Here is a 16,393-nt window from a genome sequence, read left to right as displayed (position 1 = left end):
TACAAGGGGCGCGCATACTACACGCCTGCCCTACCGTCTGACACAGGGCAAGCACCAAGTGGGACTCGCTGTGCTAAAGTCGCGCCCCTTTCATGCCCCTGAGCACCCGCCTCCCTTTGTTTTGCGGCGTGGCAACGGGCTGATAGCCCTCTACAAGACTGAGAAACACCCGACATGACACCTGTTCTAAAGCTATTGAACCGTACCAGCCTGGTACTACAGATCATGATCGGCCTGGTGGCCGGTATCGCCCTGGCCCTGATCGCCCCTGAGGTCGCCTTGAGCCTGGGCTTCGTCGGTAAGGTGTTCGTCTCTGCCCTGAAGGCAGTGGCGCCGATCCTGGTCTTCATTTTGGTCATGGCCTCGATTGCCAACCATAAACACGGCACCGAAACCCACATTCGCCCGATTCTGGTGCTGTACCTACTGGGTACGTTTGCGGCGGCTGTGGTTGCTGTAATTGCCAGCATGCTGTTCCCATCGAACCTGGCCTTGAGCACGTCAGACGTGGCCCTCAGTGCTCCGGGCGGCATTACCGAAGTCTTGCAGAGCCTGCTGCTCAGCGTGGTCGACAATCCGGTCAGCGCGCTGATGAACGCCAACTTCATTGGCATCCTGGCCTGGGCCATCGGCCTCGGCGTGGCCATTCGCAATGCCGGACAAACCACGCGCACCGTGGTCGAAGACCTGTCCAATGGCGTGACGCTGATCGTGCGGGTGGTGATTCGCTTCGCCCCGCTGGGTATTTTCGGCCTGGTGGCCTCGACCCTCGCCCAGTCGGGCCTGGACGCTCTGCTTGGTTACCTGCACCTGCTGGCCGTGCTGATCGGTTGCATGCTGTTCGTCGCCCTGGTGGTCAACCCGCTGATCGTGTTCTGGAAAATCCGCCGCAACCCGTATCCGCTGGTGTTCCTGTGCCTGCGCGAGAGTGGCATTACCGCATTCTTTACTCGCAGCTCGGCGGCCAACATCCCTGTCAACCTGGCGTTGAGCGAGCGTTTGGGCCTGCATGAAGACACCTACTCGGTGTCGATCCCACTGGGCGCTACCATCAACATGGCCGGTGCGGCCATCACCATCACTGTACTGACCCTGGCGGCGGTACACACCCTCGGCATTGCTGTCGACATTCCAACAGCAATCCTGCTCAGTGTGGTTGCCGCGGTCTGTGCCTGTGGTGCCTCGGGCGTGGCCGGCGGTTCGCTGCTGTTGATCCCACTGGCGTGCAGCCTGTTCGGTATCCCTAGCGAAATCGCCATGCAAGTTGTTGCAGTAGGTTTCATCATTGGCGTGCTGCAGGACTCGGCGGAAACCGCGCTGAACTCCTCCACCGACGTGCTGTTCACCGCCGCCGCGTGCATGGGCGAAGAGCGCAAAGCCGCCTGAGGCTGACCCGCAGCCGGTGCGTCCTGCACCGGCTGCTTGTGTTTTACCCTGTCGCGCACCTAGGCTAGAGGCCTTTCTTTGCATAGAGACAGGGCCATGTCCGACGATATCGAATCCTCCTCCGAAGCCCGCTTCAACAGCACCGAAATCCGCGTGCTTGGCTCGCTGATCGAAAAACAGGCCACCAGCCCGGAAACCTACCCACTGACGTTGAACGCCCTGGTGCTGGCCTGCAACCAGAAAACCAGCCGTGAGCCGGTGATGAACCTCAGCCAGGGCCAGGTCGGCCAGGCCCTGCGCGCTCTTGAAGGCCAAGGCCTGACCCGCCTGCAGATGGGCAGCCGTGCCGACCGCTGGGAACAGCGCGTGGACAAAGCGCTGGAGCTGGTACCTGCACAAGTGACCCTGTTGGGCCTGATGTTCCTGCGCGGTCCGCAAACCATCAACGAACTGCTGACCCGCAGCAGCCGCATGCATGAATTCGAAGACACCGAACAAGTGCTGCATCAGCTGGAACGCTTGATTGCCCGTGGCTTTGCCTTGCACCTACCGCGTCAAGCCGGACAGCGAGAAGACCGCTATACCCATGCCCTGGGAGACCCGGCAGAGATCGAGGCGATCCTGGCGGCGCGCCAGCAAGGGCCGGAGCGCAGTGCAGGTGGTGCAGTTTCACTCGAACGCATTGAAGCCCTGGAAGCTCGCATTGCCGCCCTGGAAGAGCGCTTGGCCGCCCTGGAGTAAAGCCCCTCACTGGAAACACCTGTGGGAGCGGGCTTGCCCCGCGATTGAGGCCTGTCAGCTACATCGCATCGCGGGGCAAGCCCGCTCCCACAGAGTCAGTCAGTGCCTACCGGTGCAGGTTTAGGTTCGGGCGTACTCCACCGCCAGCGCCACCTGCTCCACGCTCGGCCTTACACCGGTGTACAACACAAACTGCTCCAAGGCCTGCAAGGCAATCACCTCCAAGCCGGTGATCACCGCCTTGCCTTGCCGCTCAGCCTCGATGATCAGCGGCGTACGCGCCGGCATCGCCACCACATCGAACACCACCTGCGCCGCCGCAATCGCCTCGCGGCTGAATGCCAACTGCTCCGCCTCGACACCACCGGCCATGCCAATCGGCGTCACGTTGATCAACATCGGCGGGCACACATCGCCAAGCTCGGCCTGCCAGCGATAATCACAACTGTCGGCCAACTGCCGCCCGGCCTGTTCATTGCGGGCCACAATAATGCCCTGGTTGAACCCGGCATCCCGCAAGGCGCTGGCCACCGCCTTGGCCATACCACCACTACCACGCAGGGCAAAGGCCGTGTCTGGGGGCAGTTGATGCTGCTCCAACAACTGGCGTACGGCCAGATAGTCCGTGTTGTAGGCCTTGAGCCGACCGCTGTCATTGACCAGGGTATTGATCGACTCAATGGCAGCCGCCGACGGATCAATCTCGTCCACCAGGGCCATACAGGCTTCTTTGTAGGGCATCGACACCCCGCAGCCGCGAATACCCAGAGCGCGTATACCACCCACCGCGGCTGGCAAATCCTGAGTGGTCATGGCCTTGTAGTAAAAATCCAGGCCCAGCTGTTGATACAAGTGGTTATGAAAGCGCACACCAAAGGTGCCGGGACGACCGGCCAGAGAAATACACAGGACGGTGTCTTTGCTGGGAACGTGGGCCACTGGACTCTCCTTTGCGATCGATGGGGCATTATGCACCGTCAGCTCGATTACGGTGATGAGCACTATCATCCCGGTCGATTTCTATCCGCCGACGGCACGACGTAAGGTAGGCCCATGAACTGCAGGAGAGTCCCATGCCCCCTATCAACATCATGTCCGTCATCGGCAGCGCCGTCCCTGCCCCCTTCAGAGAACTGGGCCTGCTGGTGGTGTGGTACCTGACTCGCGATGGCGAAACCATTTCCGGGCCTTTGACCTCGCTGAGCGCCGCGCAGTCCCTGGCCTGCCAACTGCAAGGCCACAGCCTTCACGCGTAAAAGGCCCACCAGATTTATCGTGCGTTGCTCCGCACAGCCCCTTGCCCCGCCTCTTGGCGGGGCTTTTTATTCGGTAGCTACAAGCTACAAGCCAAAGCCAAAGCCGGGGAAATTTCGAGCAGGTGTTCAGGCAGCTGCATCTGAGGCTTAATAAGCAAGTTCGAAAATCACACCAACGGTAGCGTTGATAACTGGCAAGGAGCCCATCGCATGACTTTAAAATCGACCCTGCTGTTTGCGGCGCTGATCTCGCTCACGGGTTGCGGCACACTCAACACCGTCTTCCGGGATGATTCCGTTACTAGCAATAAACTTGCCCGCTGGCATTCCCATTGCGACTCACTGCCACGCATCTATAGCGGTGCCGCACTGGACTTTTGCGCCTTGAACGCCGAGCCACGAGATTGGGTGGGCTTTGATGGGCACCCTACTGCCCCTTTGGTAGCACTCGACATGGCACTGTCCGCCGTCGTGGACACTGCAATACTGCCCTACACGGTCTATTTGCAAAACAAGTACGGAGACATCCCCAAAACCCGATTGGAGTGACAACCCCTTGCCCGGCATCGAGGAGCTGGTGGAATCAACGATTTCAACCGGTGGACACCATAATGGCAAAACGGTATCGTACAGTTAGAAACGGCTAGTAAAGGATCTAACCGCCTATTTCTCGATTCTGTTTTAGCCCTATCGTGATCCCGCCGCGCTATAACACGACATTGAATGTCGCATAGTTAATAAATACATCGGCACTTAATAAAATTGCCAGATTCAAACTATTAACCAACCACAACAGTAAGGAAGCTTCATGTCATCAATCACCGAGCTAAAAGACACTGTAAACACAAAAACCTTAAATCTTGTGCTCTTGTCAATCGCCACCGGCGGAATCTACTCAATACTATGGATGTACAAAAATTCACCAACGATCGCGTCCATTACTAAAAAGCCAATTGTAGACGACACGTATGTTATCTGGCTCGCTGTTTGTGTTGGTCTGGGTAGCGCGTTCGCCAGTACCGGCGAGGAAGCCTTTGATATTATTTCTGGAATTCTGACACTCGCCAGTGCAGTGCTCTATATCGTCTGGGCTTTCAAAGCAAGATCATCACTTCAAGATTACGCCCTCAACGTGCATAAAGTTGATCTTCGCATGAATGCGTTTTACACATTTATATTCCACGTTTATTACGTAAACTATTGCATCAATGACTTGCCTGAAGTCAAACGCAAGCAAGAAATTCTCACGGGCACTCAGCCTACACAAGTGCAAAGCTGACAAAGCCAGACAGAGGGGCACAACCACCACCGATCCACTCTGGTTTTAGTGCCCTTTCTGGCGAAGCTGGATACAACCAGCATCCTATCCATCGCCCCTTGAGGCAACATGATGGACACGACCACCCTCGGCGCAAGAATAGGCTATCTCGGCCGAGGAATGGGGCTACCCGCAGGCGTCGAGTTCATCGCCCCCCCGGGGATCACTTCAATAAAGCGTTCGCAAGCGGTTTCACTCGAAACTCGAGGCATCTGTCAGCCGTCCAAATGGCTACAGAATCGGTACAGCATTAAATTTCCTTCATCTTTGCCTCAATGATCACAGGCTAATCGACAGACTCTAGGCCATACTCCAGAATGCGAGCGTTTTTTGGGGGAAAACCCTTGCACAGCCAACGACATACCAACTTTTAGTGAGCCTCGACGTGAAAACCTCCCTTTCGATTCTAAGCCTGCTGCTGTTGCTCACCAGTACCGCGACTGTCCCCACGGCCACTGCTGCGCAACCCCCCGCTCAGGTGCAACGTGATCCTGCCAAGTTGCACCTGGCTTCCGGCGCTGCTCTGCTGATTGATCTGCAGACCAACAAAGTGCTTTACGCCAACAATGCCGACCGGGTATTGCCCATCGCTTCGGTGACCAAGCTGATGACCGGCATGGTGGTGCTCGACGCCAAGCAGAACATGGACGAAATGCTCACCATGACGATCGCCCAGAACAAGGAAATGAAGGGCGTGTATTCGCGGGTGCGTCTGGGCAGCCAGCTCAGCCGCCGGGAGACCCTGCTGATCACCTTGATGTCGTCGGAAAACCGCGCAGCCTCGACCCTGGCCCACAACTACCCAGGCGGCTATAACGCTTTCATCAAGGCCATGAACGCCAAAGCCAAGGCTCTGGGGATGAGCAAAACCCGCTATGTAGAGCCTACCGGCTTATCGACCAGTAACGTGTCCACCGCGCGCGACCTGGGCAAGCTGCTGATGGCGGCTCGCAACTACCCGATGCTCAGGCAGTTGAGCGTCACTCCAGAAACAACCGTGGCGTTCAAAAAACCCAACTACACCCTGGGCTTTCGCAACACCGACCACCTGGTCAAGAAGAGCAACTGGGATATTGACCTGACCAAAACCGGCTTTACCAACGATGCCGGGCACTGCCTGGTGCTGCTGACGAAGATGGATAACCGTCCGGTGGCGATGGTGATTCTCGACGCGTTCGGTAAGTACACCCACTTCGCCGACGCCAGCCGTATGCGCCAATGGCTGGAAACCGGCAGCACCAAGCCAGCACCTGCGGTGGCCATGCGTTACAAATCCGAACGCAGCCAGAACCGCCCTTCCGCCGACTGAGCACAGTAGGAGCGGGCTTGCCCCGCGATCGCGATCTTTCTATCACATCGCCTCGCGGGGCAAGCCCGCTCCCACAGCTTCAAGCGGTGGTGCTGACCATACCGCCCGCACCACCGCCACTTTTAAGCAGCGCTTCGGCCAGTTGAGCGGTCGCCGTCATGAGCGCACCCATGGTGGTACTGACCGCTGACTGCGCGGCCGCCACCGCAGTCGCCTTGGCGGTCTCCTCCATCTTGCTGGTCATGATCGCCTGCAATTGTTTCTGCTGTTCGGCCAGTTGTTTCTTCAACTGCTCGATGATTTTGCGCAGTTGCTGGATGTGAGCCGGCTCATCGCTTGCGCTGGCTTCGCTGGCCTGCTGGGCTTGTTTGCTCTCGGGGACGCCAGAAATAGTCAGGCGCAGCGGGCTCTCTTCGCCTTCTGCCTGCACTGCGGTAGCTTGCGTGCCCGCATTAATGTTGACGGTCCCGAGAGTCGCGCTGTTCGAAGGGGCTCCGAGCGAAACGGCATTGATGCCAACCATGCTTGTATCTTCCTGATGACCTGGGGATTCGCCTGTGTATCGGCCAGCGGCGGCACAACTTGAGTCGCTTGCCCGCTCGTAAATTTAACGCCCCGCCACTCGTCCCTCCTGATACCCGAGCTTTGCCCCTGGCACACCCATGCGCCGGGCAAGCCGTTCCAATCAGCTCAGCGTTGAGATGGCAATGACCAAGACCAAGCCCCGTTCCCGCAAAGCCTTGTACATCGGCTTGCCCCTTGCCCTGGCGGTCGCCGTGGGTGCTGCCGCTACCGGCTATTTCTACAGCCAGCAACACACCGGCTACCCTAGCAAGGTCGTCGAGCAAGCCAACGCCCTGCACGAGCACATGCTGTCGTTCGACAGCCATGTCACCGTGCCGCTGGATCTGGGCAGCGCCGGCAACGAAATCGACAAGGACGGGCCCGGCCAGTTCGACCTGGTCAAGGCCGGAAAAGGCCGACTGTCTGGCGCCGCGTTAACCCTGTTTGGCTGGCCGGAGCTGTGGAACGGCCCCAACGCCCCGCACCGCCCAACCCCGGGTTTTGTCGACGAAGCGCGACACCAGCAGGAAGTGCGCTACAAAATCATCAGCAACATGGCCCGCGACTTCCCCAACCAGGTCGGCATCGCCTACACCCCGGAGGATTTCCGTCGCCTCAACGGTGAAGGCAAGTTCGCGATTTTCATCAGCATGCTCAATGCCTACCCGCTGGGTCACGACCTGTCGCAGTTGGACCTGTGGGCGGCGCGTGGCATGCGCATGTTCGGTTTCAGCTACACCGGTAACAACGACTGGGCCGATTCCTCGCGACCGCTGCCGTTTTTCAACGACACCGCCGATGCCCTCGGTGGCCTGTCGCCGCTGGGTGAACAAGCGGTCAAGCGCCTCAACGACCTGGGGGTGATCATCGATGTCTCGCAGATGTCGACCCTGGCCCTGGAAGACGTGGCACGCCTGAGCCGTACACCGATGGTGGCCTCCCATTCGGCGCCACGGGCGCTGGTGGATATCCCGCGCAACCTCAGCGACAAGGAAATGCAGCTGATCAAGGACAGTGGCGGAGTGATCCAGGTGGTGGCCTTCGGCACCTACCTCAAGCCGCTGAGCAAACCGACCCTGGACAAGCTCGAAGCGCTGCGCGCCAAGTTCGACCTGCAACCGCTGCAAGGCCTGGCCAACGCCCTGATGCCAGGTGACGCAGTGATCGCCATCTGGCCCGAAGCACGCTTCGGCGAATACGCCGGCAGCCTGTATGGCATTGTCGATGAAGAGCCCAAAGCCACACTCAAAGACTTTGCCGACGCTATCGACTACACGGTGAAGAAGGTCGGCATCGACCATGTCGGCATCAGCTCCGATTTCAACGACGGCGGCGGCATCGACGGCTGGAAGGATGTCAGCGAAATCCGCAACGTCACCGCCGAGTTGCTCACTCGCGGTTACTCCGAGGCCGACATTGCCAAACTCTGGGCCGGGAATTTCCTGCGGGTCTGGGAGCAGGTGCAAAAAGCCGCCCACCCTGTCGCCAGCACCACTCAGCCCTGATCCGGACGCCACTTCATGACCCATCGTCGTACCTTCCTGAAACAGGCTGGCCTGCTCGCCGCCAGCCTGCCATTGCTGCCCCAGGCCATGGCCGCCCGTGCACCAGCCCCCTTGAGCGGCGCAGACAAGTGGCACAACCTGCGCCAGCTGTTCCCGCAGTCGCCGGAGGTGATTCATTTCTCCAATTTTCTGATCACCACGCATCCCAAGCCGGTGCAGGACAGCATCGACCATTACCGCGCCGAGCTGGATCGCAATCCGGCCAAGTGGATGGACTGGCACAGCCAGTCGGAATGGAAACGCGAAGCCGAAGTGCGCGACTGGGCCGCTCGTTACCTTGAGGTCAAACCCCGGCAGATCGCCCTGACCGGCAGCACCACCGAGGGCCTGGGCATGATCTATGGTGGCCTGCAGGTGGCCGCGCACCAGGAAATCCTCACCACCGAGCACGAGCACTATTCAGCTAATACCACCTTCGACCTGCGCGAAAAGCGCCAGGGCACCAAGGTGCGCAAGCTGCGTCTGTTTGACGATCCGTGGAACATTTCCACCGACCAGGTGCTGAGCACCATCGACCAGGCCATCCGCCCGGAAACCCGCGTACTGGGCATGACCTGGGTGCACTCCGGCAGCGGTGTAAAACTGCCCATCGGCCAGATCGGTGAGCTGGTACGCAAACACAACCGCAACCGCGACGAACACGAGCGCATCATCTACGTGGTCGATGGCGTGCATGGCTTTGGCGTTGAGAACATGCGCTTTGCCGACCTGAACTGCGACTACTTTATTGCCGGCACTCACAAATGGCTGTTCGGCCCGCGCGGCACCGGCCTGATCTGCGCCACCACGGAAAAAATGCCGACCCACCTGGTGCCCACCTTCGCCACGTTCTCTGAAGACGAAGACTTCGCCACCATCATGACCCCCGGTGGATACCACAGCTTCGAGCACCGCTGGTCGGTGGGCAAGGCCTTCGAGCTGCACCTGCAACTGGGCAAAGCCGACGTGCAAGCCCGCATCCACCAGCTCAACGACTACATCAAGCAGCGCGTACTGGAGATTCCTCAGTTGCAGCTGGTCACCCCACTCAGCAGCGAACACTCAGCCGGCTTCACCTTCTTCCGGGTGAAGAAGCACGAAGACCAGGATCCGTATGCCAACTACCTGATCGAAAACAAGGTGATGGTCGATGCCGTCTACCGCGACGTTGGCCCAGTGATCCGAACCGCGCCAGGGCTGCTGAACAACGAACAGGAAGTGGATCGCGCCCTTGCCCTGTTGCAGAAAAAACTATGAACCCACCCACGGAAGGAACTGCACGATGACAGTGAAACTGTTACGCCCGCTCACCCTGCTGGGCATGCTCGGCTGCCTGCTCGCCAGCCCCGCGCACGCCGCCCATGACCACAAGCCCGGTGAAGTGTTCAAAGACTGCAAAGACTGCCCGGAAATGGTCGTGCTACCCGCCGGCAGCTTCCAGATGGGTACACCTGACAACGAAGTCGGGCGTCAGCCCGACGAAGGCCCGATGCACCTGGTGACCTTCGACAACACCTTCGCCATCAGCCGTTTCCATGTCACGGCCGGGGAATGGCAGGCTTACCTGAAGCAAACCGGCACGGTGATTGCCGACGGTGACGACCGCCCTGGCCGACGCTGCACTAACAGCATCCCGAGCTACAAGATCGACCCGAAGACCGCCGACCGTCACCCTGCCGTGTGCATGAGCTACAAAGACATCGAAGGCTATGTGGCCTGGCTGTCGAAAAAGACCGGCCACACCTACCGGATGATCAGCGAAGCCGAACGCGAATACGCCGCTCGGGCCGGCAGCACCGGGCCGTTTCCGTTCCCCATGGACCCAGGCGCCGACTACGAAATCAGCCAGCACGCCAATGTCTACGGGCCCAAGGACGGCTACAGCTACACCGCCCCGGTCGGCAGCTTCCCGGCCAACGCCTTCGGCGTGTACGACATGCATGGCAACGTCTACGAATGGACCGCTGACTGCTACCACGACAGCTATGTCGGCGCACCCAGCGACGGCAGCGCCTGGAAAGAAGCGAACTGCGAGTTGATCCAGCTGCGTGGCAACGACTGGGGTGAGGCGCCGGTGTTCTCACGTTCCGGCAACCGCAACCAGACCTACCCTGAAGATCGCGGCGACTGGATCAGCTTCCGTGTCGTGCGCGAATTGCACGCAGACAACAACGCTAAATTCCACGGCTGACGGCTCGTTCTATCGGTGTACGTGTGCAGGACCCGGGCGCCGCCAGGCGCCCCACCTCCGACAACCCGAGGAATTGCCCCCCATGAGCCAGAACCGCACCCGCGAAACCCTCCACGACCTGATCGGCGTAGGCTTCGGCCCTTCCAACCTGGCCCTGGCCATTGCCCTGGAAGAACTGGCCGAAACCAACGGCTACGCCCTCGATGCGCTGTTCATCGACAAACAGCGCGACTACCGCTGGCACGGCAACACGCTGGCCACCCAAAGCGAACTGCAGATTTCCTTCCTCAAAGACCTGGTGTCGCTGCGCAACCCCACCAGCCCCTACAGCTTCGTCAACTACCTGCACCAGAAACAACGCCTGGTCGACTTCATCAACCTCGGCACCTTCTACCCCTGCCGCCTCGAATACAACGACTACCTGCGCTGGGCCGCTGACCACTTCGCCACCCAGGCAGTGTACGGCGAAGAAGTGCTGCGCATCGAACCGGTACTGGACGCCGGGCGCATCAAGCACCTGGCCTTGATCTCCCGCGACGGCAACGGCCATGAGCAACGCCGCCTGACCCGCTCGGTAGTGGTCGGCACCGGCGGCACGCCAAAAGTGCCGGCAACCTTCGCTGCCTTCAAAGACGACCCACGGGTATTCCACCATTCGCGCTACCTGAGCAGCCTGGCTGCCCTGCCCTGCGCCGAAGGCAAGCCGATGCGCATCGCCATTATCGGCTCCGGGCAAAGCGCTGCCGAAGCCTTTATCGACCTCAACGACAGCTACCCATCGGTGAAAGTCGACATGATCGTCCGCGCCTCGGCCCTCAAACCGGCCGACGACAGCCCCTTCGTCAATGAGGTGTTCGCCCCGGAATACACCGACCTGGTATTCAACCAGACCCAGGCCGAGCGCAAGAAACTGATCGACGAGTACCACAACACCAACTACTCGGTGGTCGACATCGACCTGCTGGAGCGCATCTACGGCATCCTCTACCGTCAGAAAGTCGCCCACCAGTTCCGCCACGCCGTGCTCTGCCGCCGCCAGGTCGAAAGCGCCGCGGCCACCGCGCAAGGCATCGAACTGACCCTGCAAGACCTCGCCACTCACCAGCTGCAAACCCACCGCTACGACGCAGTGATTCTCGCCACCGGTTACGAACGCCGCTCGCACCGCGAATTGCTGGCGCCGCTGCAACAGCACCTGCACGACTTTGTGGTCGACCGCGACTACCGCGCCCTGGCCAGTGACGACCTGCAGGCCGCGGTGTACCTGCAAGGCTTCTGCGAGAACTCCCACGGCCTGAGCGACACCCTGCTCTCGGTGCTGCCAATGCGCGCCAGCGAGATCGGCCAGTCGTTGTATCAAGCGCTGGCCAGCCAGCGTGCCGCGCTGCGTGAAAGCGTCGCACTGACCAGCGCCTGAGCGCATCCGCAGGTGTTTTTCGAGGACGTTTCATGAGTTCGACCAAGGCTACTTCCCGTGAACTGCTGGCGATCTTGCGCCCGTTGCTGCCGATGCTGGCGATTTCCATCGTCCTGGGCATCGTCGGCGGCCTGAGCGTCACCGCGCTGCTGGCACGGATCAACGCACTGATGCACAGCGGCGACAGCATCAGCAGTGCCGTGATGCTCGGTTTTGCCGGGCTCTGTGCCCTGGCGCTGGGCTGCGCCATCGCTTCGAACATCGGCACCAACTATGTCGGCCAGCACGTGATCGCACGCCTGCGTATCTCGCTGGGCGGCAAGGTGCTGTGCGCACCGATCGAGCAACTGGAACGCTACCGCAGCCACCGGCTGATCCCGGTGCTGACCCACGACATCGACACCGTCAGCGACTTCACCTTCGGGTTGCCGCAACTGATTGTGTCGCTGACCGTGACCCTCGGTTGCCTCGGCTACCTGGCGATGCTCGATCTGTCGATGTTCCTGATCACCGCCACTGCCGTGGTGCTGGGCTGTATTGCTCAGTACGTGGCACGCGGCTACGGCATGAGCGGTTTCGAGGCCGCACGCGAAGAAGAAGATCAGTTGCAGAAGTACTACCGCAGCATGGCCGAAGGCGCCAAGGAACTGCGCATGCACCGCCAGCGCCGCCGTAGCCTGTATCAGCAGCAAGTGGTGCCGACCGTGCAACGCATCGCCGCGCTGCAGATCCGCTCGGTGAACATCTTCCTCAGCGCCAGCACCTTCGGCTCCCTGCTGTTTTTCATCGTCATCGGCGTGTGCCTGGCGATGCAAACCTGGGGTACGGCGGTGCCAGCCCATGTTCTCAGCGGTTTTGTCATGACCCTGCTGTTCATGAAAGGCCCGATGGAATCGGTGCTCAGCCTGCTGCCGCTGATCAGCCGCAACAGCGTGGCACTCAAGCGCATCGCCGAGATGAACGCCACGTTCTCCACCCCCGAGCCGTTCCTGTTGCCCGACCGCGAAGCCGGGCCGCGCCAAGCGCTGCATAGCCTGGAACTGCGTGACGTGGCCTACGCCTTCCCCAGCGTCGACGGCTTGCCGCCGTTTCGCATGGGGCCGTTCAACCTCAAGGTCGAACCGGGCGAACTGCTGTTCATCGTCGGCCAGAACGGCAGCGGCAAAACCACCCTGATCAAGTTGTTGCTGGGCCTGTACGAGCCACATGCCGGCGAGGTTGTGCTCAATGGCCGAGAAGTCGGCGCCGATCAGCGTGACGATTACCGCCAGCTGTTCACCACCGTGTTCGCCGATTTTTTCCTGTTCCAGGAGCTGCTGGAGCGCAAAGGCGTATTGCCAGAGCACACCCAGGCCTACCTGGAACGCTTGGAACTGGCGCACAAGGTAACCATCCGCGACGGTGCCTTCAGCACCACCGACCTGTCGACTGGCCAACGCAAGCGTCTGGCGCTGCTGCATGCCTGGCTCGACGAGCGCCCGGTGCTGGTGTTCGACGAATGGGCTGCCGACCAAGACCCGGCCTTTCGCAAGGTGTTCTACACCGAGCTGCTGCCCGACCTGAAGCGCCAGGGCAAAACCGTCATCGTCATCTCCCACGACGACCGTTACTTCGACCTGGCCGACCAGCTGATCGAAGTGCGCGGTGGCCAATTACACCCATTGACCGAACGCGCCTGAGCCCTCAGGCGCGCGTTTTCGCCTGCCCACAAAAAAAGTTTTCCGGTTTTGTGCAGACGATGCGTCTTCTTAAACACGAGCAATTCTCATTCACTTAAAACAAGTTCCTTCAAAGGAAACGCGATGTCTGTCAAACACACGCTGTCACCGCTGGCCCTGGCCCTCATGCTGCCCTGCGCAGCCATCGTCCAGGCTCAGGAAGTCAACCTGAACATCCCGTCGCAGCCACTGGGCTCGGCTCTGCAGGCGCTGGGGCAACAGACCAACCTGCAGATCCTCTTCAGCCCCGACACCGTCAGCGGTAAACGCTCCACGGCGATCAACGGCCGCTACGAGCCACAACAGGCACTGCGCGTGCTGTTGCAGGGCACTGACATTCGTTACACCCTCGAGGGTAATCAAGTGACCTTGCAGGGTCCGTCGAGCGGCGACGCACTGGAGTTGGGGAACGTCCAGATCGACGGCAAAGCGTACAGCGCCATGTCTGAAGGCACGCATTCGTATGCGGCCCAGGCCGTCACAATTGGCAAAGGCACCGAGCGCCTGAAAGACATCCCGCAGTCGGTGACCGTGGTCACCCGTCAGCGCATGGATGACCAGAACATGAACAACCTGCAAGACGCCATGCGTCAGGTCACCGGCGCCACCATCAAGACCTACAACACCGGCTCCAGCCTGAACGACGTGTACATGCGCGGCTTCCTGGTTGATCAGGTGCAGGTCGATGGCGTTTCGCAGATCACCGGCCAGGGCGACATGGCCACCAGTTTCGACCTGGCCATGTACGACCGCGTGGAAGTACTGCGCGGCCCGGGCGGCCTGTATGCCGGCTCAGGTGAACCTGCCGGTACCATCAACTTGGTCCGTAAACGCGCCCTGAACAAGTTCGCCCTCAACGGCGAGCTGGGTGCCGGGTCTTACGACCACTACCGCAGCATGATCGACGTTACCGGCCCGCTGAACGATGCCGGTACCGTCCGTGGCCGCGCGGTCGCCGCCTACGAGAACAACAAGTCGTACGTTGACTACGTGCAGAACGAACGCCCGATGTTCTACGGTCGCCTGGAAATGGACCTGAACCCGGACACCACCCTGGCGTTCGGTGGTGCCTACCAGAAGAACAACTCCACCCCGGCCTTCGGCCTGCCGGCCTATGCTGACGGCACCCTGCTCGACGTGTCGCGCTCGCGCTACGTCGACGCCAAGTGGAACCAGATGAAGGAAGAGACCTGGGAGGCGTTCTCCGAACTCGACCATGCCCTGGATGACGGCGGCCAGTGGAAGACCTCCCTGACCTACCGCGATGCCCGTGCACCGAACCGCCAGTTCAGCTGGACCACCTGGGTGGTGGATCCGACCACCAACCTGGCTGAATCGTCGATGTACTCCTACTACACCCGGATCAAAACCCTGGGCCTGGACAGCTTCGTCACCCGCCCATTCACCTTTGCCGGCCGCACCCACGAGTTCACCCTGGGTGGCGAATACCAACACCTGGACAAGGCCTTCACCTACGGCTCGGTCGACCTCAATGGCGACGGCTGGGCCGACAGTTTTCCCACCGGTATCGAAGGCCCCAACAACCTGCCGCACCTGGACATGCCGCACACTCAGTTCAACTACTCCAAGAGCCATCAGTACGGCGTGTATGGCCGTACCAAGCTCAACATTACCGATGAGCTGGACGTGATCCTGGGGGCACGCACCACTTGGTTCGAGGCCGAAGCGAAAAACCACAACACCTTCTTCCAGAACTTCGGCGAGCCGTCTACCGAGGTCAACGCCAAGGTCATTCCGTACGGTGCCATCACCTACAAGCTGACCCCGGACCTGTCGGCCTATGTCAGCTACACCGAAGTGTTCAAACCGCAGAGCGATACCGATGCCACTGGCAACTCCATGGTTGGCCCGCACAAGGGCAAGCAGTATGAAGTGGGCCTGAAGCAGGAACTGCTCGATGGTCGTCTGAATGCGTCGCTGGCGGCGTTCCAGATCATCGACGAGAACCGCTCGCAGTGGAACGGTGTCAACGGCTACGAAGGCAGCGGCAAGGCACGCAGCCAGGGCTGGGAAACCGAGCTGACCGGCAACCTGACCGACAACTGGAGCATCGTCACCGGTTACGCCTTCACCATGACCAAGTTGCTGGAAGACGACACCACCAACAACGTGGAAAAGGGCAGCCAGTTCAGCACCATCACGCCGAAGCACAACTTCAACTTGTGGACCAAGTACGAGTTCCTCGACGGTGCGCTGAAAGGCTTTCATGTCGCCGGTGGTACCCGTGTAGTCAGCGAGACTTCCTACACCCGTAGCGGCATTGACTTCGTACAGCCTGGCTATGCCGTTTCCACGGCGCAGGTTGGCTACAAGTTCAACGAAAACCTGAGTTCCACCCTGACCGCCAACAACATCTTTGACCGCAAGTACTACGACCGCGTCGACAGTGCCTGGGGTTCAAACTTCTATGGCGACCCACGCAACCTGACCCTGACCCTGCGCGCCAGCTACTGATAGCGGCCCTCTTCGCGGGGCAAGCCCGCTCCCACCGGCAATTGGCCAATCGGTGGGAGCGGGCTTGCCCCGCGATGCTTCTTCAGCCCCGCAACCGCTCACCAATCAAACCAGCCAGCGCCACCAGCATCCCTGGCACTTCAAGCCACCACCTCACCCATGCGGGCATCGACGGCGACCCACGCAACCTGACCTGACTCTGTGCGCCAGCTACTGATAGCGGTCTCTTCGCGGGGCAAGCCCGCTCCCACCGGCAATTGGCCAATCGGTGGGAGCGGGCTTGCCCCGCGATGCTTTTTCAGCCCCGCAACCACTCACCAATCAAACCGGCCAGCGCCACCAGCATCCCCGGCACTTCAGCCACCACCTCACCCATGCGGGCATCTACGGCGACCCACGCAACCTAGCCCTGACCCTGTGCGCCAGCTACTGATAGCGGCCTCTTCGCGGGGCAAGCCCGCTCCCACCGGCAAT

16 protein-coding genes are annotated in these 16,393 nt (G+C 60.4%); 14 read left to right on the top strand and 2 right to left on the bottom strand.

The genetic code is table 11. The annotated features are described in order from the left end of the window. The first annotated feature begins 174 nt into the window (after window positions 1-174). Together sstT and E1573_RS18560 are read left to right on the top strand one after the other, a co-directional pair. Window positions 175-1,386, top strand: a complete 1,212-nt coding sequence (gene sstT, locus E1573_RS18565) for a serine/threonine transporter SstT (RefSeq protein WP_133216040.1) — start codon at window positions 175-177, stop codon at window positions 1,384-1,386. A 96-nt stretch (window positions 1,387-1,482) separates the two neighbouring features. After that, window positions 1,483-2,127, top strand: a complete 645-nt coding sequence (locus E1573_RS18560; RefSeq protein ID WP_133216039.1) for a YceH family protein — start codon at window positions 1,483-1,485, stop codon at window positions 2,125-2,127. Between the two features lie 120 nt (window positions 2,128-2,247). On the opposite strand, the gene E1573_RS18555 is transcribed toward E1573_RS18560, so the two are convergent. Beyond that, a complete protein-coding gene (locus E1573_RS18555; RefSeq protein ID WP_133216038.1) occupies window positions 2,248-3,066 on the bottom strand; it encodes a shikimate 5-dehydrogenase in 819 nt (272 codons plus the stop codon). 134 nt (window positions 3,067-3,200) lie between these two features. Here E1573_RS18555 and E1573_RS18550 point away from each other — a divergent pair, with 134 nt between their 5' ends. The 4 genes from E1573_RS18550 to pbpG all read left to right on the top strand — a co-directional run bounded on the left by E1573_RS18550 (window position 3,201) and on the right by pbpG (window position 6,010). Continuing rightward, entirely contained in the window at window positions 3,201-3,383 is a 183-nt protein-coding gene (locus tag E1573_RS18550; protein WP_133216037.1) for a hypothetical protein, read from the top strand. 210 nt (window positions 3,384-3,593) lie between these two features. Further along, window positions 3,594-3,932: a YceK/YidQ family lipoprotein gene (locus tag E1573_RS18545; RefSeq protein WP_133216036.1), complete on the top strand. Its 339-nt coding sequence runs from the start codon at window positions 3,594-3,596 to the stop codon at window positions 3,930-3,932. Window positions 3,933-4,191: 259 nt separating this feature from the next. Further along, window positions 4,192-4,662: a DUF4234 domain-containing protein gene (locus E1573_RS18540; protein ID WP_133216035.1), complete on the top strand. Its 471-nt coding sequence runs from the start codon at window positions 4,192-4,194 to the stop codon at window positions 4,660-4,662. A 424-nt stretch (window positions 4,663-5,086) separates the two neighbouring features. Beyond that, entirely contained in the window at window positions 5,087-6,010 is a 924-nt protein-coding gene (gene pbpG, locus E1573_RS18535; RefSeq protein WP_133216034.1) for a D-alanyl-D-alanine endopeptidase, read from the top strand. 79 nt (window positions 6,011-6,089) lie between these two features. Here pbpG and E1573_RS18530 read toward each other — a convergent pair whose 3' ends face one another. After that, window positions 6,090-6,533, bottom strand: a complete 444-nt coding sequence (locus E1573_RS18530) for a hypothetical protein (protein WP_133216033.1) — start codon at window positions 6,531-6,533, stop codon at window positions 6,090-6,092. Between the two features lie 184 nt (window positions 6,534-6,717). Here E1573_RS18530 and pvdM point away from each other — a divergent pair, with 184 nt between their 5' ends. The 8 genes from pvdM (at window position 6,718) to E1573_RS26765 (ending at window position 16,352) form a co-directional block, all read left to right on the top strand. Continuing rightward, entirely contained in the window at window positions 6,718-8,079 is a 1,362-nt protein-coding gene (gene pvdM, locus E1573_RS18525; protein WP_133216032.1) for a pyoverdine-tailoring dipeptidase-like protein PvdM, read from the top strand. A gap of 15 nt (window positions 8,080-8,094) precedes the next feature. After that, a complete protein-coding gene (locus E1573_RS18520) occupies window positions 8,095-9,375 on the top strand; it encodes an aminotransferase class V-fold PLP-dependent enzyme (protein WP_133216031.1) in 1,281 nt (426 codons plus the stop codon). Between the two features lie 25 nt (window positions 9,376-9,400). Next, entirely contained in the window at window positions 9,401-10,309 is a 909-nt protein-coding gene (locus tag E1573_RS18515) for a formylglycine-generating enzyme family protein (protein ID WP_133216030.1), read from the top strand. 82 nt (window positions 10,310-10,391) lie between these two features. Next, the gene (locus tag E1573_RS18510; protein ID WP_133216029.1) at window positions 10,392-11,726 is read left to right on the top strand and encodes a lysine N(6)-hydroxylase/L-ornithine N(5)-oxygenase family protein; all 1,335 of its coding nucleotides are present in this window, start codon (window positions 10,392-10,394) and stop codon (window positions 11,724-11,726) included. A gap of 32 nt (window positions 11,727-11,758) precedes the next feature. Further along, window positions 11,759-13,405 (top strand): cyclic peptide export ABC transporter, encoded by a 1,647-nt coding sequence (locus E1573_RS18505; RefSeq protein WP_133216028.1) that lies wholly within the window; start codon window positions 11,759-11,761, stop codon window positions 13,403-13,405. A gap of 123 nt (window positions 13,406-13,528) precedes the next feature. After that, the gene (locus E1573_RS18500; protein ID WP_133216027.1) at window positions 13,529-15,919 is read left to right on the top strand and encodes a TonB-dependent receptor; all 2,391 of its coding nucleotides are present in this window, start codon (window positions 13,529-13,531) and stop codon (window positions 15,917-15,919) included. Window positions 15,920-15,993: 74 nt separating this feature from the next. Beyond that, window positions 15,994-16,116 carry a hypothetical protein gene (locus E1573_RS27015; protein ID WP_256659575.1) on the top strand — a complete coding sequence of 41 codons (123 nt, stop codon included), beginning with the start codon at window positions 15,994-15,996 and terminating at the stop codon, window positions 16,114-16,116. A gap of 83 nt (window positions 16,117-16,199) precedes the next feature. Next, the gene (locus E1573_RS26765; protein ID WP_165957358.1) at window positions 16,200-16,352 is read left to right on the top strand and encodes a hypothetical protein; all 153 of its coding nucleotides are present in this window, start codon (window positions 16,200-16,202) and stop codon (window positions 16,350-16,352) included. Window positions 16,353-16,393 lie beyond the last annotated feature (41 nt).

This window comes from Pseudomonas sp. H9, assembly GCF_004353925.1.
Classification (GTDB): Bacteria; Pseudomonadota; Gammaproteobacteria; order Pseudomonadales; family Pseudomonadaceae; genus Aquipseudomonas.
The sequence above is the reverse complement of the archived record's forward strand: the minus strand, read 5'-3'. Positions and strand labels throughout refer to the sequence as shown.

Excerpts from the sequence above, each read along its gene's own strand:
- E1573_RS18520 (WP_133216031.1), top strand. The coding sequence starts at position 8,095 with ATGACCCATCGTCGTACCTTCCTGAAACAGGCTGGCCTGCTCGCCGCC.
- sstT (WP_133216040.1), top strand. The coding sequence starts at position 175 with ATGACACCTGTTCTAAAGCTATTGAACCGTACCAGCCTGGTACTACAG.
- E1573_RS18500 (WP_133216027.1), top strand. The coding sequence starts at position 13,529 with ATGTCTGTCAAACACACGCTGTCACCGCTGGCCCTGGCCCTCATGCTG.
- E1573_RS18505 (WP_133216028.1), top strand. The coding sequence starts at position 11,759 with ATGAGTTCGACCAAGGCTACTTCCCGTGAACTGCTGGCGATCTTGCGC.
- E1573_RS18550 (WP_133216037.1), top strand. The coding sequence starts at position 3,201 with ATGCCCCCTATCAACATCATGTCCGTCATCGGCAGCGCCGTCCCTGCC.
- E1573_RS18560 (WP_133216039.1), top strand. The coding sequence starts at position 1,483 with ATGTCCGACGATATCGAATCCTCCTCCGAAGCCCGCTTCAACAGCACC.
- E1573_RS18510 (WP_133216029.1), top strand. The coding sequence starts at position 10,392 with ATGAGCCAGAACCGCACCCGCGAAACCCTCCACGACCTGATCGGCGTA.
- E1573_RS27015 (WP_256659575.1), top strand. The coding sequence starts at position 15,994 with ATGCTTCTTCAGCCCCGCAACCGCTCACCAATCAAACCAGCCAGCGCC.
- pvdM (WP_133216032.1), top strand. The coding sequence starts at position 6,718 with ATGACCAAGACCAAGCCCCGTTCCCGCAAAGCCTTGTACATCGGCTTG.
- E1573_RS18545 (WP_133216036.1), top strand. The coding sequence starts at position 3,594 with ATGACTTTAAAATCGACCCTGCTGTTTGCGGCGCTGATCTCGCTCACG.
- E1573_RS18515 (WP_133216030.1), top strand. The coding sequence starts at position 9,401 with ATGACAGTGAAACTGTTACGCCCGCTCACCCTGCTGGGCATGCTCGGC.
- E1573_RS18530 (WP_133216033.1), bottom strand. The coding sequence starts at position 6,533 with ATGGTTGGCATCAATGCCGTTTCGCTCGGAGCCCCTTCGAACAGCGCG.
- E1573_RS18540 (WP_133216035.1), top strand. The coding sequence starts at position 4,192 with ATGTCATCAATCACCGAGCTAAAAGACACTGTAAACACAAAAACCTTA.